The 25,734-nt window shown below is 36.7% G+C and carries 21 protein-coding genes; 5 read left to right on the top strand and 16 right to left on the bottom strand.

The genetic code is table 11. The annotated features are described in order from the left end of the window. Positions 1-116 precede the first annotated feature (116 nt). The gene (locus ACYT6F_RS01570) at positions 117-1,199 is read right to left on the bottom strand and encodes a lysylphosphatidylglycerol synthase transmembrane domain-containing protein (RefSeq protein WP_472599583.1); all 1,083 of its coding nucleotides are present in this window, start codon (positions 1,197-1,199) and stop codon (positions 117-119) included. Between the two features lie 3 nt (positions 1,200-1,202). Then, a complete protein-coding gene (gene panD / locus ACYT6F_RS01575) occupies positions 1,203-1,553 on the bottom strand; it encodes an aspartate 1-decarboxylase (RefSeq protein ID WP_029294648.1) in 351 nt (116 codons plus the stop codon). 400 nt (positions 1,554-1,953) lie between these two features. On the opposite strand from panD, the gene ACYT6F_RS01580 reads away from it, so the two are divergent. Further along, a complete protein-coding gene (locus ACYT6F_RS01580; protein ID WP_029294646.1) occupies positions 1,954-2,244 on the top strand; it encodes an HU family DNA-binding protein in 291 nt (96 codons plus the stop codon). A 426-nt stretch (positions 2,245-2,670) separates the two neighbouring features. Here the strand turns inward: ACYT6F_RS01580 and pdxH are convergent, their stop codons facing one another. Continuing rightward, positions 2,671-3,312: a pyridoxamine 5'-phosphate oxidase gene (gene pdxH / locus ACYT6F_RS01585; protein WP_472599584.1), complete on the bottom strand. Its 642-nt coding sequence runs from the start codon at positions 3,310-3,312 to the stop codon at positions 2,671-2,673. A 24-nt stretch (positions 3,313-3,336) separates the two neighbouring features. Between pdxH and ACYT6F_RS01590 the strand changes: the two genes are divergently transcribed. Beyond that, positions 3,337-3,885, top strand: coding sequence for a YqgE/AlgH family protein (locus ACYT6F_RS01590; RefSeq protein ID WP_472599585.1), 549 nt, complete (start codon positions 3,337-3,339; stop codon positions 3,883-3,885). Positions 3,886-4,153: 268 nt separating this feature from the next. Here the strand turns inward: ACYT6F_RS01590 and ACYT6F_RS01595 are convergent, their stop codons facing one another. The 9 genes from ACYT6F_RS01595 to ACYT6F_RS01635 form a co-directional block, all read right to left on the bottom strand. Then, positions 4,154-4,960: an aminotransferase class IV gene (locus ACYT6F_RS01595; RefSeq protein WP_472599586.1), complete on the bottom strand. Its 807-nt coding sequence runs from the start codon at positions 4,958-4,960 to the stop codon at positions 4,154-4,156. A gap of 74 nt (positions 4,961-5,034) precedes the next feature. Further along, positions 5,035-5,421: an START-like domain-containing protein gene (locus tag ACYT6F_RS01600; protein WP_169229378.1), complete on the bottom strand. Its 387-nt coding sequence runs from the start codon at positions 5,419-5,421 to the stop codon at positions 5,035-5,037. A 251-nt stretch (positions 5,422-5,672) separates the two neighbouring features. Beyond that, positions 5,673-6,848 carry an aspartate aminotransferase family protein gene (locus ACYT6F_RS01605; protein WP_472599587.1) on the bottom strand — a complete coding sequence of 392 codons (1,176 nt, stop codon included), beginning with the start codon at positions 6,846-6,848 and terminating at the stop codon, positions 5,673-5,675. A gap of 441 nt (positions 6,849-7,289) precedes the next feature. Continuing rightward, a complete protein-coding gene (locus ACYT6F_RS01610) occupies positions 7,290-9,050 on the bottom strand; it encodes an OstA-like protein (protein ID WP_472599588.1) in 1,761 nt (586 codons plus the stop codon). Further along, the gene (locus ACYT6F_RS01615; RefSeq protein ID WP_029294631.1) at positions 9,043-9,516 is read right to left on the bottom strand and encodes a Fur family transcriptional regulator; all 474 of its coding nucleotides are present in this window, start codon (positions 9,514-9,516) and stop codon (positions 9,043-9,045) included. The genes ACYT6F_RS01610 and ACYT6F_RS01615 overlap by 8 nt, the downstream gene beginning before the upstream one ends. 67 nt (positions 9,517-9,583) lie before the next feature. After that, positions 9,584-11,578 (bottom strand): KUP/HAK/KT family potassium transporter, encoded by a 1,995-nt coding sequence (locus ACYT6F_RS01620; protein ID WP_472599589.1) that lies wholly within the window; start codon positions 11,576-11,578, stop codon positions 9,584-9,586. Positions 11,579-11,700: 122 nt separating this feature from the next. Next, positions 11,701-12,681, bottom strand: a complete 981-nt coding sequence (locus ACYT6F_RS01625) for a pyruvate dehydrogenase complex E1 component subunit beta (RefSeq protein ID WP_029294627.1) — start codon at positions 12,679-12,681, stop codon at positions 11,701-11,703. A gap of 108 nt (positions 12,682-12,789) precedes the next feature. Continuing rightward, positions 12,790-13,206, bottom strand: a complete 417-nt coding sequence (locus ACYT6F_RS01630; protein ID WP_472599590.1) for a DUF2147 domain-containing protein — start codon at positions 13,204-13,206, stop codon at positions 12,790-12,792. 166 nt (positions 13,207-13,372) lie between these two features. Continuing rightward, on the bottom strand, positions 13,373-15,304 hold the full coding sequence (locus ACYT6F_RS01635; RefSeq protein WP_472599591.1) for an LTA synthase family protein: 1,932 nt from the start codon (positions 15,302-15,304) through the stop codon (positions 13,373-13,375). Positions 15,305-15,438: 134 nt separating this feature from the next. Between ACYT6F_RS01635 and ACYT6F_RS01640 the strand changes: the two genes are divergently transcribed. The 3 genes from ACYT6F_RS01640 (at position 15,439) to ACYT6F_RS01650 (ending at position 17,464) form a co-directional block, all read left to right on the top strand. Next, the gene (locus ACYT6F_RS01640) at positions 15,439-16,152 is read left to right on the top strand and encodes a CDP-alcohol phosphatidyltransferase family protein (protein ID WP_472599592.1); all 714 of its coding nucleotides are present in this window, start codon (positions 15,439-15,441) and stop codon (positions 16,150-16,152) included. A gap of 106 nt (positions 16,153-16,258) precedes the next feature. Beyond that, a complete protein-coding gene (locus ACYT6F_RS01645; protein WP_472599593.1) occupies positions 16,259-17,023 on the top strand; it encodes an exonuclease domain-containing protein in 765 nt (254 codons plus the stop codon). A 69-nt stretch (positions 17,024-17,092) separates the two neighbouring features. Beyond that, positions 17,093-17,464 (top strand): helix-turn-helix domain-containing protein, encoded by a 372-nt coding sequence (locus tag ACYT6F_RS01650; protein ID WP_472599594.1) that lies wholly within the window; start codon positions 17,093-17,095, stop codon positions 17,462-17,464. 64 nt (positions 17,465-17,528) lie between these two features. Here the strand turns inward: ACYT6F_RS01650 and ACYT6F_RS01655 are convergent, their stop codons facing one another. From ACYT6F_RS01655 to ACYT6F_RS01670, 4 genes are all read right to left on the bottom strand, one after another. Then, complete coding sequence (locus tag ACYT6F_RS01655; protein ID WP_472599595.1) at positions 17,529-18,020, bottom strand: hypothetical protein; 492 nt, start codon at positions 18,018-18,020, stop codon at positions 17,529-17,531. Between the two features lie 135 nt (positions 18,021-18,155). Further along, positions 18,156-18,701, bottom strand: coding sequence for a hypothetical protein (locus tag ACYT6F_RS01660; RefSeq protein WP_472599596.1), 546 nt, complete (start codon positions 18,699-18,701; stop codon positions 18,156-18,158). A 29-nt stretch (positions 18,702-18,730) separates the two neighbouring features. Continuing rightward, entirely contained in the window at positions 18,731-19,204 is a 474-nt protein-coding gene (locus ACYT6F_RS01665; protein WP_472599597.1) for a hypothetical protein, read from the bottom strand. A gap of 74 nt (positions 19,205-19,278) precedes the next feature. Next, a complete protein-coding gene (locus ACYT6F_RS01670; RefSeq protein ID WP_472599598.1) occupies positions 19,279-25,734 on the bottom strand; it encodes an RHS repeat-associated core domain-containing protein in 6,456 nt (2,151 codons plus the stop codon).

Genomic DNA, 25,734 nt, shown 5'->3' on the forward strand with positions numbered 1-25,734 from the left:
TTTCCAAACTATTTTGTGACAAAAAAATAGGTATATTGCAGTTTATAAAAAATGTCTTTATTCAGACATAAAAAATCCGATCATTATGACTGGATTTTATATTTATTTAAAACTATTTATTCTTCAAACTCTTTTTCTGCAACCGTCTCATTTCTTGCCTTCGCCAGCATCGGAATAGAAATTAATCCCATTACGAGCATAATGGCAATCTGCAGCGGCAATGAAATAAAAGAATAGGTTAATCCGACTTCACCTCCGACTTCACCGCTTTTTCCCATTGAGATAAATAAGGCCATGAAGCCATACTTCATCGCCAGGTTAAAAGCTCCGATTCCGCCGCTTGCAGGGATAATCATCCCGAAAGTACCGACTACGAGAATCAGGAATCCGTCATCAAAAGTAAAATCTGAAGTTTCCGGTAATGCGAAGCAAACCAGATAGGCTGCAAAATAATAGGAAACCCAGATACCTATTGTATAAAGGATGAATTTTCCCTTTTGCTTTAGTTTGAATATGGATGTTAAACCTTGAAGAATTCCTTTTCCAAAATTAATCAGTTTTTCTTTTTTAAATTTATAAATAAGAACCAAACCAATTACAATCAATACAACTAAACCTAATTTAAGATAGAAATAAAAAGAATTAAAATCATTTATTCCAAGTTTCATCATCTGCCTTTCAAAAAAGTTAGGAACAAATTTTTCTTTTTCGTCCTTCTTCTCCATTACAAATTGATAAAATGATAAAATCGTATTGAATTTAAATATAGCTGTTAAACACAAAAATATAATCATACACACGAGATCCACCACCCTTTCCAGAATAATTGTCCCGAAAGACTGATCTACGGGCACTTTTTCAACACCGTAAAGAGCCGTTGCCCTTGCCACTTCGCCACTTCTCGGGATGGTAAGATTCATCAAATATCCGAAAGAGATCGACCACAGGGAATTGGAGTTTGATATACGGTGGCCCATTGGCTCCAGCATCAGGTTCCAGCGTATTGCCCTGAACCAGTATGCCGCAATTCCGAAACAGGCTGCAAATGCTACCCACCAGTAATTTGCTTTTGATAATGATTTCTGTATGACTTTAAAATCTAATCCCTTTAAAGCAAACCATAAAAAAAAACCTGCAAAAGCAAGCGAGATTACTATTGTAAGAATTGATTTTAAGGGGTTCTTCGTTTTTTTCTCCATAGATTACGTCAAAAGATTTGTTTTTTCGTCAGGGAAAACAATTTTTGGCTGAAAATCTTTAGCTTCTTCAGGAGTCATCTGTGCATAAGCGATGATAATGATGATATCGTCTCTCTGTACTTTTCTGGCAGCCGGGCCATTGAGACAAACTTCCCCGGATTTCCTTTTACCTTTGATCACATAGGTATCAAATCGTTCACCGTTGTTTACATTTACGATATACACTCTCTCTCCTACAACAAGACCTGCCGCCTCAATAAGGTCTTCATCTATTGTAATACTGCCGATATAATTAAGGTCAGAAGCCGTAACTCTCACCCTGTGAATCTTAGACTTAAAAACTTCTATTAACATAGTGCAAATTTATTAATAAAAATCAATAAAACAGCGTTTTGGGTTGATTTTAAAACTATCAGAGCGACAGCGTTTTAATTGGTTAAAACATAATTTTTGCAGTTTTTAATTAAAGAATCAGTAAATATATGATGAAAGTATTATTACTTTATACGAAATTTAGGATTTAATAAATACACAAAATAATACTCCAATTTTCATAAAGTCAATGTACATAAGCATTTGGCATGATTTTAGTAACGTGTATCGTACATTTTACGCAAAAAAGTAAATTATCATATTTTAACCAAATTAAGTTAAAAACGAAAAAATTACTTATTTTTTTATAAAAAAATTGCACATATAGAAAATAGTATTATATTTGCTATTATAACGAACTAACTTTAATATTAAAAAAATTATGAACAAGTCTGAATTAATCGACGCAATCGCAAAAGATGCAGGTATCACTAAAGTTGCAGCCAAAGCTGCCTTAGAATCATTCATCAATAACGTAATGACTACTTTAAAGAAAAAAGACGGTAAAGTTTCTTTAGTAGGATTCGGTACTTTCTCAGTTGCTGAGAGAGCTGCAAGACAAGGTATTAACCCTGCTACTAAAAAGCCAATCAAAATTGCGGCTAAAAAAGTTGCTAAATTCAAGGCTGGAGCTGATCTTTCAAACGCAGTTTCCGGAGCTAAGAAAAAATAATCATTCAGATTAGTAAAATTAAAACCTCATCCACCGATGAGGTTTTTTTTGGGTGGTGGCTTCGAGAGCCTCAGCCACCATTCGAGAGCCTCAGCCACCATTTTGATAGCCTTTATTTTGAGAACTCGATCTACCTTTTTGAAAATTTTAGCCACCGTTCGAGAGCTTCAACTACCGTTTAGTGAGATTTACCCACTGTTTCGATAACCTCAGCCATTATTTTGAGAACTTGAGCTACCTTTTTGAAAGCTTTAGCCACCGTTTCGAGAGCCTCAACCTCGGCTTAAGGAGATTCAGCCACTATTTCGGGATTCTCAGCCTCAACTTATTGTGCTGTTAACCTATATTGCGCCTTAATTGTGAATTAAAGACGAATTCTACAGGATTCTGATAAAGATAAAAATTGAGATCCGGAGTTGTAAGAGCCTACGGTGCCAATCTTGAAATTTTCCAATCCAGATCCTCAAGAGTATATACAATCCTGTCGTGAAGCCGGTTTGGTCTACCCTGCCAGAATTCTATTTCATAAGGTTTTCCGATGTATCCGCCCCAGTTTTCAGGTCGTGGAACTTCTATGTTTTCATACTGCTTTTCCAGCTCTTTAAGTTTTTGCTCAAGAAAATTCCTGTCCGGTATTTCCTGGCTCTGCGGCGACACCACTGCTCCCAGCTGGCTGCCTTTCGGGCGGGAATGGAAATAGCCGTCACTCAGGTTTTCAGCAATGCGTTCAAGATGCGCTTTTATGATAATCTGTCTTTCCAAAGCAGGCCAAAAAAAATGAAGACAAGCTTTATGTGTCTTTTCAATTGCTTTTCCTTTCCTGCTGTCGTAATTAGTATAAAAAATAAAACCTTCGTAGGTATATGCTTTAAGCAAAACCATTCTTGTACGCGGGTAGCCGTCTTCTTCTACCGTAGAAACCGCCATGGCATTAGCTTCGGAGATCCCGGGATTGTCTGAAGCTTCAATAAACCAATCCCGAAACTGCTCAATAGGATTTTGTTTTATCTCACTTTCAATAAGTTGGGATCTCTCGTACACTTTTCTTTTGTCGTGCAGGTTTTCCATAAATATTTTTTATTAAATTTGAGTATGAATTACTCCTACAAAGGTAAAATATTAATTTCCACACCTGATATTTCCGGTGATATTTTTTCCCGATCGGTAGTATTGGTTATAGAGCATAACGAACAGGGCGCGTTTGGCCTAATTCTTAACAAGAAAAACAGCCAGATGAGTGATAAGTTTAAAGATATGTTCGAGTTTAAGATTGAAGTCTATGACGGCGGACCTGTAGAGAATGACAAAGTCTTCTTCATCGTTAAAGGAAAAAGGGTAACGGAAACTTTTGTAGAAATTACTCCGGACTATTATTTAACGGAAGATATCGAAAATATAATCAGCGCTGTTTTGAGCAGTGAATTAACCATCAATGATGTAAAAATATTTTCCGGATATTCGGGATGGACATCCATGCAGCTTGATGATGAAATCCAGCGTAAAGTCTGGACTGTGGTAGATGTTTATAATCTTGATTATACCTTACCGAACGACCAGACGCTTTGGAAATCTATCATGCAGAATCTGGGCGGTGAATATCTACTTTGGGCCAACTCTCCGGAAGACATTTCTCTTAACTAAATGTGTAAACACTTAATTCTTTACACTTTAACAAACTTTAAGATATCTTAAATCTGTTTTAAACAAATAATTTCCGTTATTTGCTGTACAAGAAACTTAACCGATATGAAAGGAATAAAACTACCTGCTATATCAGTATTCTTTCAATTATTTATTTAAAAATTGATATTTTAATGAATATCGCCAACGATACAATTTTCTGATTTATTCGGAATAAAAACCCGGTAAAGGACTTTGGAACTTTTGTTGTTTACCGGGTTTGCCAATTTTAAAAACTTTTTCTCCAGGCCTCCGTTAATTCCAGAAAACGGTTGTTCCCGAAAATTTTATTTCTTATTTTCCCTACTGAAAATATTCCTTTCTCATCTGAGATCAATAGAATTTCTTCAGCTTTCTGAGATTCAAAAGCAATAATTTCATGCTCCTGAATATCTGCAAGATTATTTTTATGTAAAAAGGTAACAAAATTCTCCATTAAAGGCGAAATATATGCTCCTTCGGTCTGCTTCGGAACTTTAATGACATCACCTTCCAGAAATAGAAGGTTGCCGGTTCCGGCCCTTGCAATTCTTTTCGCCGGATTTAGAAAGATGACATCATCCAAATCATTTTCCTGTGCATAAATTTCACCATAAATATTTTCCGGACTGTGAACATGGATATTGCTGAGAAGGTTGTTGTTTACATTGATTTCCTTGATCATATCCAATTCCAGCGGTCTTTCATGAACTGACAGCACATCATCCATCTGCAGAATTTCATAATAATAGGAAACGGAAGATTTTGACAAAGTAGTTCCGTCCATATTTCTGAACACCTGAAAACTGATAATGCCATTTTTCACTCCTTTTCCTTCAACATCTTTACTGAAAAGGGACTGGAAAAACTCCAGGGTATAGGAAAGCGGAATATTCATTCTCATTTTTCTCATGGAAGCCATTAAAAAGAAATAGCATTCTTCGTCCATGATAAGTTTCCCGTCTCTTACAAAGAACGAAACCTTCACTGCATCTCCCGCAAGAAACGCTCTGTTCTTCACATTTAATTCACCTGATGTAAAATATTGATTTTCCAATTTATTCTGATTTGTTATAAAAAAATAATGAACGATAAATCGTTCATCAGTTTTATCTGTAATACAGCTTACGTTTAAGCGGCACCCAATTTTATTCTAAGGTTTTCGATAAGGTTTTCCCAATACATTGCATTTTCTTCTTCATCTCCTTCTTCGCAGAAGTCTGTAATATTAAGGGCAAGATCTTCTGTAATATCATCGATTGTAATTGTCATTTCAAAGAAATGTTTTGTTCCTTCATCCTCTTCCCATCTGAAACGCACGAAACCTTCAGGCTTATACCTAATTAAAGTTGCCTTCTCGGCAGGTCCTCCTCCCCAGCTAAAAAAGAAGTCATCACCTTTCTCTGTCACCTCATCCGCAAACCATTCAGACAACCCCTCTGCAGTCGCCAGATATTCGTATAAAATCTCTGATAAGCAATGCATTGGAAATTCGTAATGGACTTTATGTTTCGCCATATAATCTTTGTTTTAATCGTCCCGCAATATATAAATTAATTTTTTTATTACACAAATATGTATTTACTTTTTTACATAATCTTCATGATATTTATCAGAAATTTTAAATAATTATGCAATCGTATTTTGTCTTTAAAAATGATTGTGAAAATGAACATTTAAGCATCTAATAAATGCAACATTCTCTTCGGTTTCAGAAAGTTCTATATAAATAAAAAGGTATCGAAATTTTTCGACACCTTTCCAAAGTTTTAATTTTCATTTAAAACATCCAGAATTATCTGACAGCCTTCTGTAATCTCTTCTTTAGAGATGGTGAGAGGAGGTGATATTCTGAGATATTCGTTTCTGTATAATTGCCAGAAAACAATAAGTCCTTTTTCCATACATTTTTTAGCGACTTCTAGGGTATATTCGGGAGCACCAAGATTTACAGCCAGCATGAGCCCTTTTCCATTGATATTTTTAATTTTAGGATGAACCAGAAGTTCCCGGTACAGTTTTTCTTTTTCAGCAACTTCATCCATCAGGCCGCTTTCCAGAACCTCTTTCAAAGTAGCATAACTTGATGCAGCAATGAGCGGATTTCCCCCAAAAGTCGTAATGTGCCCCAACTTCGGAGAATGCGTCAGAGTATCCATGATTTTCCTTGAACTCATAAAAGCGCCTACGGGAACACCGCCGCCCATCCCTTTTCCCATAACGAGAATATCAGGCACAATTCCGAAATGTTCAAATGAGAAGAGTTTTCCGGTTCTCCCGAATCCCGGCTGTATTTCATCAAGAATCAGTAAAGCGCCTACTTCTTCACATCTTTTTTTTAAGTTGATTAAGTAATCCTTGTCAGGAACCAAAAACCCCGCTGCTCCCTGGATTGTCTCCATGATGACGCAAGCTGTTTTTTCAGTGATTTTATCAAAATCATTTTCATTATTGAACTCAATAAAACTCACCATCGGTAACAGCGGACGAAATTCTCTCTTGTGTGTTTCGTTTCCTGAAACACTCAATGCTCCGTGCGTATTTCCGTGATATGAGTTTTTAAATGATATTATTTCTTCTCTTCCGGTATATCGTTTTGCCAGTTTAAGACTTCCGTCTATCGCCTCTGCTCCGCTGTTTACGAGATAAGTAATTTCGAGTGGATCGGGTGTAGATTCTGCCAGCAGCTTACACAAAGCTACGGGTTTCTCCTGTGCATATTCACCGTACACCATTACATGAAGATATTTATCAGCTTGTTCTTTAATAGCATTTACAATTTTCGGATGTGAGTGTCCAAGCGTATTTGCAGAAACGCCGGCTACAAAATCCAGGTATTTCTTTCCGTCCGTTCCATAAATATAACTTCCTTCTGCTCTTTCCACTTCAAATCCCGCTGCAAATTTTGTGGTTTGCGCCTGGTATATAAAAAAATCTTTTTGCATTTCCATCGTCTTGAAAAATTTTAGCAAAGCTAAAAAACATATATTAAACACCGAAATTTATGCTTATAAATAAAAAACGCTTACAGCATGTTGCTGTAAGCGAAACCACCAAATCACAAAATATTAATATAGATTAACAATATTTATGGTTTAAATATATGCAAAAAAACAAATCAAATACACATTTTTCAAAAAAAATACGTTTTTTTTCTCATATACAAATTCAATTCAACAATTAATGAAATGATTACCTCATTAAAACCTAATTAAAATAAGGATTTCACATTCACTAAAAAATGAAAAAAGCAATTAAAAAAAATTTGAATTTTATTAAAAAATATAAAGTTTAAGAGCGATATGTAAGGCTTTCACAAAAAATAACTCACCATTTTAATAACAAAAATGGTGAGTAGGGATGTATATTTTAAGATTTTTTGATTTTTATCGTCTGACTCTTTTGGGCTTTTTGGCTTCTTCTTTGGCTTTTTCGTTTTCAATAACTTTTTGTGCAGAGTCGTATAAAGAGGTATCTGCTTCGTATTCTATCTCGGGATAATTTGGTGTATCTACCAAGATATCCTGCCATTTTAATATGCGGTCTTTGGTATTCCAGTTGAAGTCCGGGAATTTACGCTTTGAAGGTTCGATCATACTCATGGGATAAGTATCTGAATTTGCACCAATATTACATTCTACAATAAACAGTGCTTTTTCTTCAAAAATAGCATCAATAATTCCGCAGGTGCTGAGCGATATTCCTATTCTTTCCTTTTGCTTGGTTTCTGCATTTACATCATCGGAAAATGTAATTGCCTGCGCATTGCCGATTACCTTGGCCTCTTTGATATTGTTATCTTCACCGTAATAAACGGTCATCAGCCTTCCTTTTACCTGATTAAATTCGTCTTTCATATTCAGGGAATCTACTTTACTGATGGCAAATGCATTTCCGATAACTTTCAGAGAATCTATATTTTCTTTTTCAGTATTAAAATATGCTTCCACCTTATCTCCTGTTACCTGTTTCCCGTTGCTCCATAAAATCGGATCTCTGTACATGTGCAGTACACCGTCTGTTTCATTAAAAGCAATAGAATCTGCCCTTCCCTGTGCATTGGATTTATAGAATCTTCCTTTTCTAAATGCCCTGAGAAAGCTTTTTTTAACCGTAATATTTACAGAATCCGGCTTTTGAAATGATATGATTTTTTCCGCAGCAAAATACATGGAATCTTTTTCCAGCGCTTTTACGGCGTAGGGATTTTTCGTCATCATCGCAGAATCTTTCTTTTCAAAAATTTCTCCGTATCCTCCTTTTATCCATCGTCTCTCATTCGGATCATCGATCGTAACATTTCCCGTGGCTTTTCCGAAACCTGTAAGCTGGTTATAATACATTTCATCTCCGGTGAGAATTTTGTCGTTATAATATACCCTGGAATTTTTATACAGAAAAGCTTCTTTCGTATTGGTATTGTAATTGCCTTTATCCGTAACGATACGGTTTTTAGGATTCTTTTTATTAATGATCGTAGTTGGCCCGTTGATGTCTACAATATTGGTGTTCTGATTCTGCACAACATTATCGCCTTCCAGAATATATTGCGCATCTTCAATTTTCACTCTTCCGGAAAGGTCAATTGTTCTTGTCGCCAGAAAATAGGTTGCGGTTCTAGAATAGGTAGTACTTTTACCGTCATTGATTGTTCCGCCTGTATTGTAATATGCCTGGTTGGAAACCCTGTCATAATACATTGTTTCGGTTTTGATCACCGTTCCTTTAGGGTCTGTAAGCACTACATTTTTCCTTGCAATCCCACGTTGGGTATTGCCATCGTACTCCATTTCATCCCCGGTAATTACGGAACCGTCTGCATTCTGAAGCTTTACGTTGCCGATTGCTTTTACGAAATTCTGTCCCTCGTATACAATCACAAGATCTGCATTCAGCAATGATCCCTGATGCTCAAACTGAACATTTCCCGTAAAGTAATTGTTTCCATCGTATTTTTCATCCTTTCGTAATTCGTCGGAGTGAATATGCTTTACCTTTTCCGGAGGCGGCGCATTTTTCTGCGGAACAGTTTTGGGCGTAAAATAGGGATCTTTCTGCAAAGGCTTCTGAGTGTTGTCCTGTGCAAAAATAAACGAAGAAATAGTAAGAAACAGGCCGATAATAAGCCTCAATGATCGGTTAGTCATTCTTTGTACCATAAAAATACAGCGAATGAGAATCAATCTTCACTCCAAATGCCTCTTCAATAGCTTCTTTAATTCCCTGGATTCTCGGGTCGCAAAATTCTATAATTTCCTCAATTTCCTTATCAGAATCTTTTTTGTAGATCACAAGATGATCATGCTGTTTGTCGAAATAAGATTTTTCATAAGAAGAAGAGGTCAGTGTTTTCTCTCCGAACTGATGCTTCCGAATAAGCCCTGCATCCAGAAAAATCTCAATAGTATTGTAAATGGTTGCTTTGGAAACATGATATTTTTTCTGCAGCATTAAAAGGTATAGATCATCAACGTTAAAGTGATGATCCATACTGTAAATTTCTTCTAATATTGTATATCGTTCAGGTGTGTTTCGGAAACCTTTTTCAAGCAAATAGTTTCTTAAAACATCTTTAATCAGTGCAATATTTTTTTCTTTTTGTATTGTATCCATCAAAAAAATTATATACAAATTTATTGATTTTTATTTAAATAAATATTGTACCGGAGTGTTAAAGAATTTAACTATTGTGACGGATGAAACCGCATTGCTCGATTCTCGACTTACTTACACAGTCTTCCGTCATCGGAGCAGACTCTACCACCACATTATGTGAAGTGATTCCCCACGCCTTGAAGTCATCGCTTCCGATGTATTTAACGAAATTATAAATATTAAGGATAATTTTCTCTTTTACGGTAAGAAGAATATCGTTGATATAGGTATTATCTATAATCACATACTTCAGATCCGGCGGAATATTATGAGCCCTGAGTGAAGGATGGCTGCTTCGTGACGGGATAGTTCCATCTGCCATAAGATCTCTCAGCACCATATCAAAGTAATCATTGATCCTTCTGTCAATTTTAAATCCGAGCATAAAATTGATCTTATAAATTGTTCCCGGAAGCACCTCATCGACAGTATATTTGAAAGTATACGGATCTTCCTGATTGGTAATGCTCAGAATGAAATAATGATCAGCTCTTTTAGGCTGTTTCTTAATGATGGAATAAATAATTTTTGATTCTATTTCGTCATTTCTTTTAGCCCTGCTCAGATATGCCAGGTTGGTCGCATATTTCGGTATCGTTTCGTCAAGCTTCATATCTTTAATGATCGGAATATAATTTTCCAGCTTGATAAACTTGATAAATTTTGTTTTGATCGACCTTCCATTGTACCAGGCGTACATACATACTCCGATAAATCCTGCCAGAATTACGGTGATCCAGCCTCCTTCAAAGAATTTAATGATATTGGCACTGAAAAATCCGAGTTCGATCGCCATATATACCAATGCGAAAACCAGTATGAATAATTTGTTCACCCTGTGTTTCAACAGCCAGAAAACAAGCAAAACGGTCGTCATGAGCATGGTTACGGTAATTGATAATCCGTAAGCCGCCTCCATTTTTCCGGATTCTTTAAAGTGAAGGACTACAATGATACAGAACAGAAGAAGCCCCCAGTTGATTCTTGGGATATACATCTGCCCTTTAACCCCTGAAGGATAATCAATTTTCTGATTGGGCCATAAGTTCAGTGACATCGCTTCCGAAAAGATAGTAAATGAACCGGTAATCAAAGCCTGACTCGCAATAATTGCCGCTGCAGTTGCCAGAATAACTCCGGGAATCACCATCCATTCTTCCATAATTCCGAAGAAAGGATTAACAACAGAAAAACCGGGCTTATTGTAGTTTGTTAAAAGCCAGGCTCCCTGACCGAGATAGTTTAGAATCAGCATAACTTTTACAAATCCCCAGCTTACCCTGATATTTTTGGCGCCACAGTGTCCCAGGTCTGAATACAGTGCTTCGGCTCCCGTAGTACAAAGGAATACGGCTCCTAAAATAACGATGGCACTTGGAGAGTTAGCAATCAATTTGTACGCATAATAAGGGTTGAATGATCTCAGGATTTCCATATTTTCGCTTAAATGAGAAACCCCTAGTCCACCTAAAACGAGAAACCAGATAACCATTACAGGTCCGAAAAACTTCCCGATAAAGCTGGTTCCAAACTGCTGAACAAAAAAGATTATAATTAAGATTCCGATGGTAATAGGAACTACCGGTGTGTGCGGATTGTAAATTTCGAGACCTTCAATGGCCGACATTACGGTAAGAGAAGGAGTAATAACCCCATCGGCAATAAGTGCTGCCGCTCCTACAATAGCAATAAGATAAAGCCAGCCTTTTTTAAGGTTTTTCACCAATGAGAATAAGGCAAGAATCCCACCTTCTCCTTTGTTATCTGCCCGAAGTGCAATAATAACATATTTGATGGTTGTCTGAAGAGTAAGTGTCCATATAATACAGGAAAGAGCACCTTCAATATATTCGTTAAAAGGCATCGTGCTTTCGCTTTCTCTTGCGTTGACGATCGCTTTCATTACGTAAAGCGGAGAAGTACCGATATCTCCGAAAACAATACCCAGAGAAACCAAAACTCCAATGAAAGAAAGCTTCTTAATGTCAAAGTGATGACCGCCTTCTGCAACTTCTGCCATATCAGCTAATTTATTTTAAGAGCGCAAATTTAAATCAAATTTACAACCCCAAGAATTTTTCTTCATGAATATAATAAATGAAAAAACTTCCTTTCGGAAGTTTTTCTCTATAATTATGTTAATTATTTAACGTACATCGCTTTTTTGATTTCTTCTTTCACTTTTTCAAGTTTCGGGAACCATTCTGCAAATAAAGCAGAGGAGTAAGGAGCTGGCGCATCAGGAGTTGTAATTCTCTTGATAGGAGCGTCAAGATAATCAAACGCTTTTTGCTGTACCATATACGTAATTTCTGAAGCTACAGAACCAAACGGCCATGCTTCTTCCAGAACAACAAGTCTGTTTGTCTTTTTAACTGAAGTTAAAACCGTATCATAATCTAACGGACGAACTGTTCTAAGATCAATAACTTCTACGGAAATACCTTCTTTAGCCAAATCTTCAGCAGCCTGAATCGCAAGCTTCATGATTTTACCGAAAGAAACCAATGTTACATCTGATCCTTCTCTTTTGATATCAGCCTTTCCGATCGGTAAGTAATATTCTTCTTCAGGAATTTCCATTTTATCGCCATACATCTGTTCAGATTCCATGAAAATAACAGGGTCGTTATCCTGAATTGCTGTTTTCAATAATCCTTTTGCATCATATGGGTTTGATGGAACCACTACTTTTAGCCCAGGAATATTGGCAAACCAGTTTTCGAAAGCCTGAGAGTGAGTGGCTCCCAACTGACCTGCGGAAGCAGTAGGACCGCGAAAAACGATAGGACAATTCCATTGCCCACCACTCATCTGGCGGATTTTTGCCGCATTATTGATAATCTGATCAATACCAACCAATGAAAAATTGAATGTCATATACTCTACAATTGGTCTGTTACCATTCATCGCAGCTCCTACAGCAATCCCTGTAAAACCAAGCTCCGCAATAGGGGTATCGATTACTCTCTTTGGACCAAATTCATCAAGCATTCCTTTTGAAGCTTTATATGCACCGTTGTATTCTGCCACTTCCTCCCCCATTAAAAAGATGGATTCGTCTTTACGCATTTCCTCGCTCATTGCCTGTGCAATTACCTCACGAAAAGTATATTCTGCCATATTTATTTGAAAAATTTAGAGTACAAAAATAGTGTTTTTTTATTATTACGTAACAAAAACGGCATTTCATTTCTGAAATGCCGTGTATTATTTTTTATTCGTGCTAAATTAATTAACCTTATGCCAGGTTTGTGTTCTTCCAAGAAGAGAAAATCCGAGATACCCTCTTACATTAAGGTTGTCGCCCTCTCTTTTGATGGTACATTTATAGGTTTTTCCGGTTTTTGGATCAGTAATTGTACCTCCGGTAAATTCATCACCTTCTTTTTTCAGCCCTCTGATGATTTCCATCCCAAGAATAGGCTTGTTTTTTCTGTCGTCTTTACAGTCTACACAATTCGGGTTGGCAGGTTTTATTAAAAGCTGGGAAACTTTCCCGTAATACTGGTCGCCTTTTTTATAAATTTCCACAATAGATTTTGCCTGTTTTGTTTCGTCATCTATCGTTTTCCATTTTCCTTCGATCTGAGCGAATGATAAAGCGCCAATAAAAGAAAGAATAAATGTTAATAATAATTTTCTCATATTTTTATAGTTTTAATTTTAAATATATTATTTCGTTGTCTATATATTGCTAAAAATAGAAATTAATTTTCATATAGCAAAAAGTTTTGTTATCCCGAACATACATTATTATAGATCTGCTTTAATTTAATTAGTTAAAATATAATTCTAAAAAATTTTCACAGCATCAAATTAATTTCCTGTTGATCACCCTGTTCATATAATCCTGATACCATGCTTTGGCAGTAAGTATCCCTTTTTGCACCTCAGGTTTGCTTTTCAGCTGATCCATAAGATTTTTTTCCAGTCCGAGATCTGTTTTGTCAAAAACGCCCACTACTTCTTTGCCGTCAAAACGGTAAATATAATTTCCGATAATAAACTGTTCTACAGATCCATCCGAATTGGCAATAATTGGCAGCTCCTGTTTTCCGCTCACCAAACTTCTTCCCCAGCTTCTGATCTTCTTATTATACCCTATCAGATCGGCTAATGTAGGATAGATATCGATCTGCTGGGCGAATTCAGAATTTACTCCTTTAAGATGATATGCAGGATTGGGAGAATAGAAAATTAAAGGAACTGCAAAACGATTCATAATTTTCTCATATTCCGGATAATATACTTCATTGGTATGATCTCCTGTGAAAACAAAAATGGTATTGTTAAACCAAGGCTGCTTTTTAGCTGTTTCAAAATACTCCTTTATAGCATAATCGGTATACTGGATAGGTTCGTGCATCTGATTTTTTCCTTTCCTGAATTTTCCGTTATATTTTTCAGGGATCTTGAACGGATGATGCGAAGAGGCTGTGAAAACGGTCGCCATGAATGGTTGTCTTTTTCCTGTATTTTTAGCAAAATATTGTAAAAACGGCTCATCCCAGATGGCCCACATCCCGTCAAAATCATTGTCATTATTATATTCCGTTTTACCGAAATAATGTTTAAAGCCAAGAATATTTCCAAAGCCTAAAAAACCCATGGACCCGTTTGGAGCTCCGTGATAGAAAGAGGTATCGTAGCCCATTTCATTACAGACGGAAACAATTGACTGTATTTTCTGGTTGGAGTACGGCGAACTGGTAAAGGCATCGGTAAGGCTCGGAATTCCGGCAAGCACAGAACTCATCCCGTGAATGGACTGCCGCCCATTGGCAAAAGTATTCGGGAAAATAAGACTCTGCCCTGCCAGACTGTCAATAAACGGCGTGTAGGAAACATAATCTTTAATATTCTTATCTTTATTGAAGGCTCCGGAATATTCTCTTCCGAAAGATTCGACAATAAAAATAACGATATTGGGTTTCTCCGATACATTTCTTTCATATATTTTATACGGATGAATATTATCTTCTATAAATTTTTCATCTACAAAACGTACTTCTTTAAAATTGTTCGTATTCAAAGTTCTGAAGAACGAAAACGTACTGTTCAGCACCATGTTTCCCTGGGAAGGCAGCTTGGCAAAACGATTTGCATCTACCAGATTGATCGGTCTTGTACTGTGCTTGAAATCCCCGCGTATCCCCCCGACAGCCAAAACAGCAGTTAAGCAAAGCGTTATAACCGACCACACGAAATACGGGACCAATCGATCAGGCTTATTTTCCTGAACTTTTATTTTTTTATAGAGAAAAATCCACAGTGCCATCAAAAGAACAAACCAGATAATTACGAATGGATTCTGAACGATTGAGGATGTAAAAACTTTGAAAATATTGTTTTCATGCTGTGCTACCTGCAGAGCGGCAGAAGTAAGTCTCATCTGGGAAAACCTGAAATATACCATATCACCGAAGTTCATGGCGTAAGCTATTCCGTTGGTGATGAAGTACAACCAGAAAAGAAACCTTTGGTATCCTTTTTTTGTATTGATGATCACAGGAACAATACTTAGCAGGATAAAAAGTGCATTGACGTATAAAATTGCGGTGGTGTCGAAGGCAATTCCGTGGAAGGAAAGACTAAAGTAATCAGACAGAAAATCAATCCTTATTAAATCCCGGTTGAAATACCAGAATAAAAAACGCGCAATCTGATAGAAAAAATAGGCTAAAAAGATCCTGTACAAAAGCACCAGAACTTCCTGTTTTCTAAATTCTTTAAAAAATTTCATGCCGCAAATTTACATCAAAAATTCATGTGACAATGTACTGATACGTCTATGATACAATGAAGCAGTGTAATATTATTGCTACATTGTACCAACTGTTACATTGGTAAATTAATTAATTGTTTTAATTTTGTGTTATGAATTTCATTAAAAACAATCTGGCCAACGCCATCACACTGGGAAACCTGTTTTCGGGCTGTGTAGGCGCAGTGCATCTTATGTCAGGAGATTATCAGATAACGGCTGTCTGTATTATTATTTCGTTGGTTTTAGATTTTTTCGATGGTTTTGTAGCCAGAGCCCTGAAATCAAACTCCAATCTCGGAGTACAGCTGGATTCTCTCGCAGATATGGTAAGTTTCGGGGTGGTTCCGGGATTGGCTATGTTTAAAATGCTGGAGCCTTTCGGAAATGAAATTTCAGGATTCCATCTGCCTTTTGCAATCTCTTATATAGGTTTTCTGATTACGCTTTTTTCCTGCCTGAGACTGGCTATTTTTAATCTTGATGAAGAACAGAAATATTATTTTAAAGGATTGAATACACCCAGCAATACAATTTTAATATTCGGACTGCTGTATGCTTACCGGACCACGGAAAGCTTCGGTTTCCTCCTGGAAAACCCGGTTTATCTGATTATTCTTACTGTAATCTCATCCTGGCTGTTAATCAGCCCTATTAAAATGATTGCCATGAAATTCAAATCAATGAAGCTTCATGATAATTATCCCAAATTAGCATTGCTGATAGGTGCAGTTGTTATTTTGGCTATATTTAAGACGGTTGGGATTCCGATCGTAATTATTTATTATATTTTTATCTCTGTTATCTTTCAAAAACAATTAAAGTAAAATGACTGAGGATGGAGTTTCCGTTTTCAAATTCATATATTTTCAAATAAATAAAACACAGGCGGGAAAGCAGGAGCCAATCGCCATTAGCTAAAAGCAATTCAAAATGAATTTAAAATTACATAAACCGCTTTGCATTTTTGATTTAGAAACCACAGGAACGAACATCGGAAGAGACAGGATCGTTGAGATCTGTATTTTGAAGGTAAATCCTGATGCATCAAGGGAAAGCAAAACATGGCGGGTAAACCCGGAAATGCCTATCCCTAAAGAATGCAGCGAAATTCACGGGATCTACGACGAGGATGTAAAAGAAGCTCCTACTTTTAAGGAAATTGCTCATAAAGTAATGGAAATGATTACAGGAGCAGATCTGGCCGGTTTTAACTCAAACCGGTTTGACGTTCCTCTGTTAGCTGAAGAGTTGCTTCGGGCAGATATTGATTTTGATTTAAACAAATTCAAACTTGTGGATGCACAGACAATCTTCTTTAAAAAAGAACCCCGGAACCTGGGTGCTGCTTATCAGTTTTATTGTGGAAAAACACTTGAAAATGCGCATTCTGCTGAAGCTGATGTAATGGCAACTTTTGAGGTGCTGGACGCACAGGTCGGGAAATATGACGATGTACCCAATGAAATTGCAGAGCTCAGCAGTTTTTCGTCACAGAATAAATTTGCAGATCTTGCAGGAATGATTCATTTCAACGAAAACGGAGAGGAAATTTTTGCTTTTGGAAAATACAAGGGACAAACTGTGAAGTCTGTTTTCCAGAAAGATCTTGGATACTACGGTTGGCTTCAGAATGCTGAATTTCCATTGTACACGAAAAAAGTTTTTACAAAAATTCAGTTATCAAGCAGATTTTAAAGGATGAAGTTTAACTGTAATTTCATCAAATTTCATTGCTTTTTATTATTTTAGCGTAAAATTGAGATTATGGCAACACTCGGCACCAAACTCGGCAGGCTTAGAAGGGAGAAAAAACTTACGCAGGAACAAATAGCGGAAGAACTTAACGTATCCCAAAATGCTTACAACAAATGGGAGAATGATAAAGCAAAACCTTCTATGGAAAATATTGTAAAGCTGGCAGAGTTTTACGATGCCAGCGTATATGATTTCTTTGATGATAAAGCAACCAATATTAATTCTATTGAAAAAAATAAAGGAACGGCTTTCATTATAGGTAATGATACCGTCAATATTCAATCTCCAGAATTGTTGGAAACATTAATGCAAAATCTAAAATCTATCACCCAGTTGGTAGAAGCTCAGAATAAGATCATTGAACAGCTTTTGAAAAAATAATTTCCAGAAAAATAAAAGACTCCGCTAAGATATTGTAGCGGAGTCGGTTTTTATAAAATGATGCTTAGAAATTATAGCTAAGTGCCACACCTGCACCTGCATTTTCCAGCTTAAAGTAAGGCCGGAAAGCTGTTTCTTTACCATTTTCCGTATCTATGGCTTTGTTCAGGTTCTTCTTTGAAGAAATAGCAAAAGGTATGGCTATGGCAATCAAACCAGCTCCAATCCCTACCATGCTCCAGCCTTCATTTTTGGTTTTTTCTGTATGGGCTACTCCATACTGGTCTACACTCACCAGCTTTTCGCCGCCGTCTAACACTTTTATCAGTCCATATCCCATACAGCCACCGCCTATTGCCCCGAAAATCTGAGATACGGTACTGTTGGCCCTGTACTTTTTATAATACATCAAAGCCTGTTCATTTTGAAACACTTCTTTGTACTGAGAAGCCTTATAGGCCTGCCCGTCTTTTACAAGCTTATTTTTGGATAAGCTTACTTGTGAAAATGCTAATTGAGACATTGCCACAAGACTTACTAAAATTGTTTTTTTCATAGTTGTGTAATATTTTCTTTTATAAAATAAATTACTTTTTGTAATGTCTATCAAATGTAGTCTTAGAACAACTGAAAAAATGCAAACAGCACCTCCATATTCTATTTTTATTTCAGTTGACACCCATTTATTTCTCTATTCTATCTTACCTTTGAAATAACCTTTAACGTAGTAAATGAAATTTTTATTATTAATCTGTTCTTCTATTTTTAAATCTATTTTACCATACATACTATCTCCTTTTTTATAACCTGTTTTATCTAAAATTAAGCTTTGACTCTCAACAGAGTACTTTTTTGAACTTTCACTAATATCGCTATAATGCTCAATGAATGTTTTGTATTTGTTTGATAATTTTATAACATTAATATTTATCCCGCTATATCCATCACCAATATGAAAATTAATTTTTTGCATCAATTTAAAATTTTCACACTCATTTATATTACATTGCCAATATACTGTATCTGTTTTATTTTTATCTAAAGAAATATCAGTAGAAACTTGGTTATCATTTCTATCCGAAAATGACGAATATTTTTTTCCCTTTAGTGCTTTAACAGCTTTCTCTTTTATTCTTTTATCTGTTTTTACAGTGTCAAGTTTGTAAATAAATAAAGCTAACAGACAAATAAGTATTACTGTGAATATCTTTCCTAAATACTGTAAATTCTTTTTCATTTTATAAATTAATAAGAACGGAATTATTACTACAACTTTTCTATTTTTTTCTTAAGTTCATCCGCTTTTTTTAAATCTTTATTAACCCCAATTCCATTTCTGTAGATTTCTTGAAGTTTAGACATACAATTAATATCATTTAGTTTAGCTCCTCTTTCCAAATACTTTAAAGCTTCTTTTTTTGCTTCTTCATTAAGCTTTGCAAAATCTGTAGTATCATAATATTCGTTATTATTATTCATTGCAATTATAGATTCGAAAACCATATTGTATCCATCGCCACTATTGTATTTATCTGCCATTATCAAGGCATATTTATTTAACTCCTTATAATCAGGAATATTACCATAATGAATTATAAGTTTAGTAAACGAATCAGGATCTCCTTTACTAATGACTTTTTTTTTGTACTCTTCTATTTGAATATTTTTAAAAACCGAAGCGGTATCTAAAATAACTTTGGTGGTGTCTTGATTCTTAGATAACCGTTCATTTTTATTCATGATATTTTTTCTGTTTTTATTGCAGTTTGTCATTAAGATCAACGACATCATTGATAAGATTATAATATTTTTCATTATTTATCGAATATGCTTTTATATATTGGAGTGAATAAACCGGTGTTACTTAAATTTTGCCCATTGATGAAGTAATTCCATTTTCCAGGATTGATCAAATTATATTGACCTGCTACCCAACTTGAAAATCCACTTCTTGCAGCAACATAGTAATTGTTAGGTGCTAAAACTGAAGAAAATCTGAATGCTTTTGAAAGTTTACTTGCAAAACCATTACTCCACCTTCCTGTATTACAGGACATCAATTCTATTCTTATAGCACCTCCATTTTTCTTGTAATTTCGCCACGCAGGACTTCTTTCCATTAAAACTCGATCAAATTTTTCTGGAGTATCAATCCAATATCTATCTGCTCCTTGTATACCTTTTGCATTTCCGTGTGCGTAAATCCTAACTGTTCCTTCAGGAACACCTGGATCGTTTTTTGCAACTTTATAAAGACCTCCATCATTTTTTTCGTTAAACCAATTCAATACATCGCCTTGTCCATCATTTGTTGCGCTTCCTGAACTATTATCAGCATCTGCATAATCTAATTCTTGACTTTCTAATTCAGCAGAAGTAATGAAATCTGGCTTTTTAGATCTATAATAAGATGCGAAACTAGATACTACATAACTCACGGCACCCATTGTTGCTCCTATTATTCCTCCTGTATAAAAACCTTTAGCAAAATTTCTACCATTTACCAAGGCATCTACAGTTCCACCTATCGCACCTTGTACACTTCCCATGACCACGGCACCTCTAACTCCCGTAGCGGCAAAGGTAGAAGAAAATCCTCCGGAAATAGCCCCCGTGACAGCGCCTACCAGCAAACTTTTACCAAAGCCTCCCCAAGTCCAGTTATTGGTTATCAAAGATTTTATCGTATAAATTCCGGCAGATATTACCGCGCCTACAATGGCACCATAAATTACAGGAACTACGTACGATAAAAAGAAACCTGCTGCCCATATTTCCCCAGTCGGGTCATTATACATCAAGGGGTTATTCATTACATAACCGTACTTGTTGTAGTTTTGGGTATTGGCAGGATCCTGTATATTTTCGTCTGCATTCAGGAATCTTCTTAGCAGCGGATCATACAGCCTTCCGTTCATGTGGATAAGCTCTACCTCGTGCAGATGCTCGTGGGAAGTATAGCCACGGTCTATCAGCATGGCTTTGTTTGTCAAAAACTCTTCTAATGCCTGACCTTTTAGTATGCCTCCTTCTTTTATTTGCAGATGGGTAAAGATACCCCATGCATCATAATGTCTGCGTTCTTCGGCATTGCCTTCTTCATCGCTTATGGCAAGAATACTCCCCAGGTAATCTTTGTGCAGGAATTTATAGCCTTTGTCTTCATTAAAATCTTTAACATAGATAATGCTGCTTTCATACGGCGAGCCGCCGATGTAGAGGATATGCTTTTCTTTTCCGCTCTTCTGGTCGATAATAATCTCGGCATCGCCACCCTCATTGTAATACTTGGCGTATCTGGCTTCCTGCTCTTTCTCAAAGTTTCCACCGTAGTACATGATCTGCCTGCTTTCAGACAATCCGTATCCGAAAGCATAGTCGCCACGGGTACCGTCTATTTTTACCGGATCGTTGTTTTCGTTGTAGGTAATTTTCTGAAGCACCCTACTCTGCCCGTTGAGGTCATAATTCTGTATTCCTTCTGCATTCAGCTTCATTTGCGTAACCCGGTACGGATTTCCGCCAATACTGAACCCTATTTCTCCCAACTGGTCGTTGTATCTTATTCTTCCTGTCTCATCATATTCGTTAAAAGACAATTGCCCTGTTTTAGGATTGGTCCAGTTAACCAGCCTGTTGTTGTCATCGTATTCGAAAACTTCGTCGATGTCGAAATTCTTGTGGTAACGATGGTTCAGCTCATTCTTTATGGCATTAAAGCTATAATTCAGTGTCATCAAATCCGCACTTCCGGAAACATGAGACACCTGGGACAAGAAACCAAAGCTGTCATACTGATTGCTGATCTGGGTATTTCCCAGTGATGCAGCCAGTACCTGTCCTTTGGCATTGGTTTCCTGCAATTGGTAAAGGGTTTTCCCGCTGTTGGCATCGGATAGGTTTTCCAGGTCTCCGTTCCAGCTGCTGTAGTTATTCTGTACGGTTACTTGAGTTGTACCACCCTGAGATTGCAAGCCTTGATGAAACTGCGAAACCCTGCCCAGTGCATCATACTGTATATCATCTTTAAAGAATGTTTTCCCCTCAAACTGTTCTGCATGCGCCGTAAGCCTTCCGTCTGTAGCATAAGTAAAGTTCTGCGCAAAATACCTGCCATTGGCTTCGCCATATTTTTTTGCGATCTGCCCGTAAGGATTGTACTCAAATTCATAATTTTTTTGAGTAGAAACACCATCGTTAGAAATTTCTTTTACGTGCACAGGTAATCCGTTGGATGCGTAAGTGTATTCTTTATATCCTTTCGGGCTGATCTCTTTTTTAATGGCTCCGAGGCCCGTATATTCATAGTTGTACAGACCGTTAGCAGGATCATGAAAGCTCATTTTTCTTCCCCAATCATCGTACCCTGTAATTACTGTATTATCACCATATTTTGCTTTTATCTGCTGCCCTGCTGCATTGTAAGAAAATACAATGGTTCCACCTTTGTCTGTAGCGTTTATTACGTTTCCTAAAGCATCGGTTGTTTTGCTGGTGGTTCTGTTATAACCGTTCAGCTCTTTTACAGTTGTGGTATAGCCCGAGATAGTGGTTTGTATCTTTTTACCGTTAAAAGAAGTCGCCGTTACTTGGGCAGGGTACACCGTATCGTCATAAGCAATAGTATTCCATTGAGATGCAGACTGCCCTTCAAAATAGGGTTCGGATTCTTTCAGTTTTCTTCCTAATATATCATATTGTATTTCTGCGGAAATATATTTCCCCTGTACAAATGCTTTAGTGGTTGTTTTATAGTTCTGTCCCAGCGTATTGGTATATACGATCTTCACATCCCCGTCCGGCAAAAACTCTGATACTTTCGTACCTGCATTACCGGAAAGCCTTTCGTAAGTATAGGAAGTTGTACCCCCGAGCGTACTCGTAGAGGAAATTAGCTTACCCCAGTTATCATATGCATTCGTAAGCATATTCCCAAAAGGATCTTTCTGGGTAAGGGTCTGCCCCCAATTGTTGTACGTAAACGATGTTTCCAGCCCCAGATTATCCGTTTTTTTGTTAACAAAACGCCCTTTGTCTTCGTACTGCGATTTTTCAGTAATGCTTTGGCCATCTACAGAATTGGTGCTTATTTTCTGAGTGATGTTTCCAAAACCGTCATAGAAATAGGTGTCTAAGGTATAGCCTGTATTATTCTTATTCCATTTCTTAACTGTTTTTAGCAGATTATTATCATAGGTGTACTCTTCTTTGGCAGATTGAGTGTCTCCGTACGCTGTAACCTGCTCTGTTTTGGAGAGCGGCCGCCCGGTAAAATAATTGCCTCCAACTCCTGCCAGATTATGGAGATATTCATAAGTCGTCGTATTGATGGCATACCCGTTGTTGATATTGGATACTGTTTGTGACGGAAGATAATAACTGCCATAAGAAATAGTGCTTACTGCAAGAGTATTGGTTATAAAATCTTTTGTCTTTGTGATTGTAGGAACAATAGCCGTTACAACTTTTGGCTTATCAGCATCCGGAACTGTAGTTACCACCTGCCCGTTTAAAAGCTTATCCGTTTGATAAATTGTTCCTTTATAAGAGAGAAGCTGAGTGTTATTTTCTGAAATATCTGCCGGGAATATTTTGCTTTCATCATTGGTTCTTATGGACCATTCTTTTACGGGAACGCTTTCATTTTGTGGATCTGTTTCTACACCAGACCATATTTTGGTATTCTCAAAACCATCTGCATACCATGAAGAGCGCGCTGACCGGTTAAACCCTAACATCCCTCTTCCCTGCAAATGCCCGGTCATACCCCTGTATCGGAAATCCTGTTTTCTGCCCGCCTGCTGTAACTGCACTACAGCATAAGACTGGTCTGCCCGCTGCATAGAAAAGAAAGGATAGTATTCTTTCTTTTCCTTTTTATAATAATTAGAATTTGTATCCGGATTTAGCTCTGCATAAGTAACAGAAGTAGTAAGCCCAGCTTGAGAAATCGATTTTATGCGGGACAATTCTGCGATGGGAGTAGGTGCTTTTATCTTAAGCAAAGCATCTTTTCTAAACAGGAAAACATTGTAATAATTATTATTTGATCTTATTGTGTTGGTAATAGGCTGATATATGGAGAGATCATCATAAGGCTGAGTTAAGGTGTAAGTTCCCGGTGAAGGAAAAGAATAGATGTTTTCAAAATCGAAATTAATGCTGCCATCAGTCATATTGGTGCCATTAGAAGTAATTGAATTGACGGTAACACCAATTGTCCTGTAACTGCTTCCGGATGAGTTTGAATACGAATACACCTGTACTATATCTGATTTCCCATCAGAATTAAGGTCTGATATCGAATAAAATGTTTTGCTGAATTGTAACCAGTATCCGTTATTTGTAGTGGAAACATTTTTATATACTAAGAAATCATTTCTTCGGAAGCTGTTAAATCCTGTTCCCGTACCTATGTAAAACCTCCAGTCATCTTTTCCCGTTTTTCCTTCAGTAAGAGGCAAAGTGAAATCCAGTTTTGAATCACCATTAAAATCACCAAAAAGTACCGGAAAGCCCGTTCCTTTGGTTTCAGCTAAATTGCCTGTGAATTTTATTCTTTTAAGATATTCGGTAGCCGATATTTTTGCAAATTCAAATACTGTATAAGAAGTATTTGAAATATTAATTATATCAACTTTTCCATCACCGTCTGCATCCAAATATTTCTGATCGGTATATTGACTGTCAGTAATTCCTGAATCAAGCGTATAAGAATACAATGGATTGTTAGCATTTTTCAAATCAACTATAAAATTTCCTACTAATTGGGTATATTGTTGAAATCCGTAACATGGCCCTCCGTCATCTATTCCTACTCCAATAACTGGTGTTGTGCCATTGCAAGGCATCTCAACCCATTCCCCTACCCTTTTATTAATCGTTACAAATACATCCGAAATACCATCTCCGTTAATATCCCCTTCATTGAATGAAGCCATTTGTAGACTGCAACTGTTATTACCCTGATTTATACAGCTAGGATCAGCATATACCAGTTTTTCAAATACTTTGACAAAATTATTTGCTCTGAAAATATACCCTACAACTTTCCCGGATTCATATTGAACAATTCCGTTTCCATTGTAGATTTGTCCTTCTTCATCAATCATCGTGGTTACTACTTTTGCCTCCGTGTTAAAAACTTTATTGGTAGCAACCTCAGTATAATTATCGTTAAATGCACCTAATTTCACCGTACCATTAGACATTATGAAATCTATATATGAATCTCCGTTAAAGTCACCCGTCAGTTTCACGTCTTCTAATGTTGAAGAGCCAAAATTTGCTCCGGCAATACTGGTTCCTGTTCTGTTGGGATATGTAAAGGTCACAGGATTTGCTGCTTCATTATTCGCGTTATATTCGGTAATCTTATTCAGAAACTGATAATTGGTGCCATTATTTGTATATTCAACCAGATATTTTCTAAATTGTGAGCCGTTCGTGTTTACGATAATACCTGATAAAATTTTATCTTGGATAAATCTTAATCCCTGAATATAGGCCTGTTCTTTTAAATTTCTTTCCGTATAAGTAAATTCGACCGAATTATAGTGGGGTTTATTCAGGAGTTCATTTCCTCCCCAAAAGATAGAGGATATTCTAAGTGTCCCGGGAAAATTAAACCCTCCCGAATGAGCTGTATACTCATAATTGTATGAGATATAATTTCCTTGCGCATCCCTCCATTTTACAATATTGTATTCTGAAGGCGATGTTACCGTAACATTATTTCTGGTACCTGCTTTATAAATTCCATACCACGCCTGGGAGCCATCTTCAAATGTCACTTCAAATTCTGCGGGTCCGGCGAATTGCCCATTAACAGGATATGTTCCTAAAGATCTTATTTTTATATTAGAAAATTTTTCTGTTACATAGGTAGCACCATCTTGTCCGTAAGCAGCAGGGCTATTTGGTGCAAGAATAAGCCTCTGCCCGTTAAAGCTGTAAGAATCTGAGTAATCCAGCTGAATTGCTTTAATGTCCCCGTCCCGTTCAATGCTTTTTCCTGTTCTGGTGATGGAGGTAATGCCTGAGACTGTCCACCCATATCCTGCAATACCATTGCTGGAATTACTTAAATACATAAGACTGATATTAGGCGAAACATTTTTTACCCCCGGAGGAAGAGTAATAGGAAGCGTATATTGAAGCTGCCCTCCGGCATTTACTTCTACTTTCCCCTGTGTATCATGGAAATTGTTCTGCCCATATAGATTGTAAAACCCTAATAGGACAGTAAGGAATATAATAATTTTTTTCAT

It is taken from the genome of Chryseobacterium sp. NG-CE01 (genome assembly GCF_055695505.1).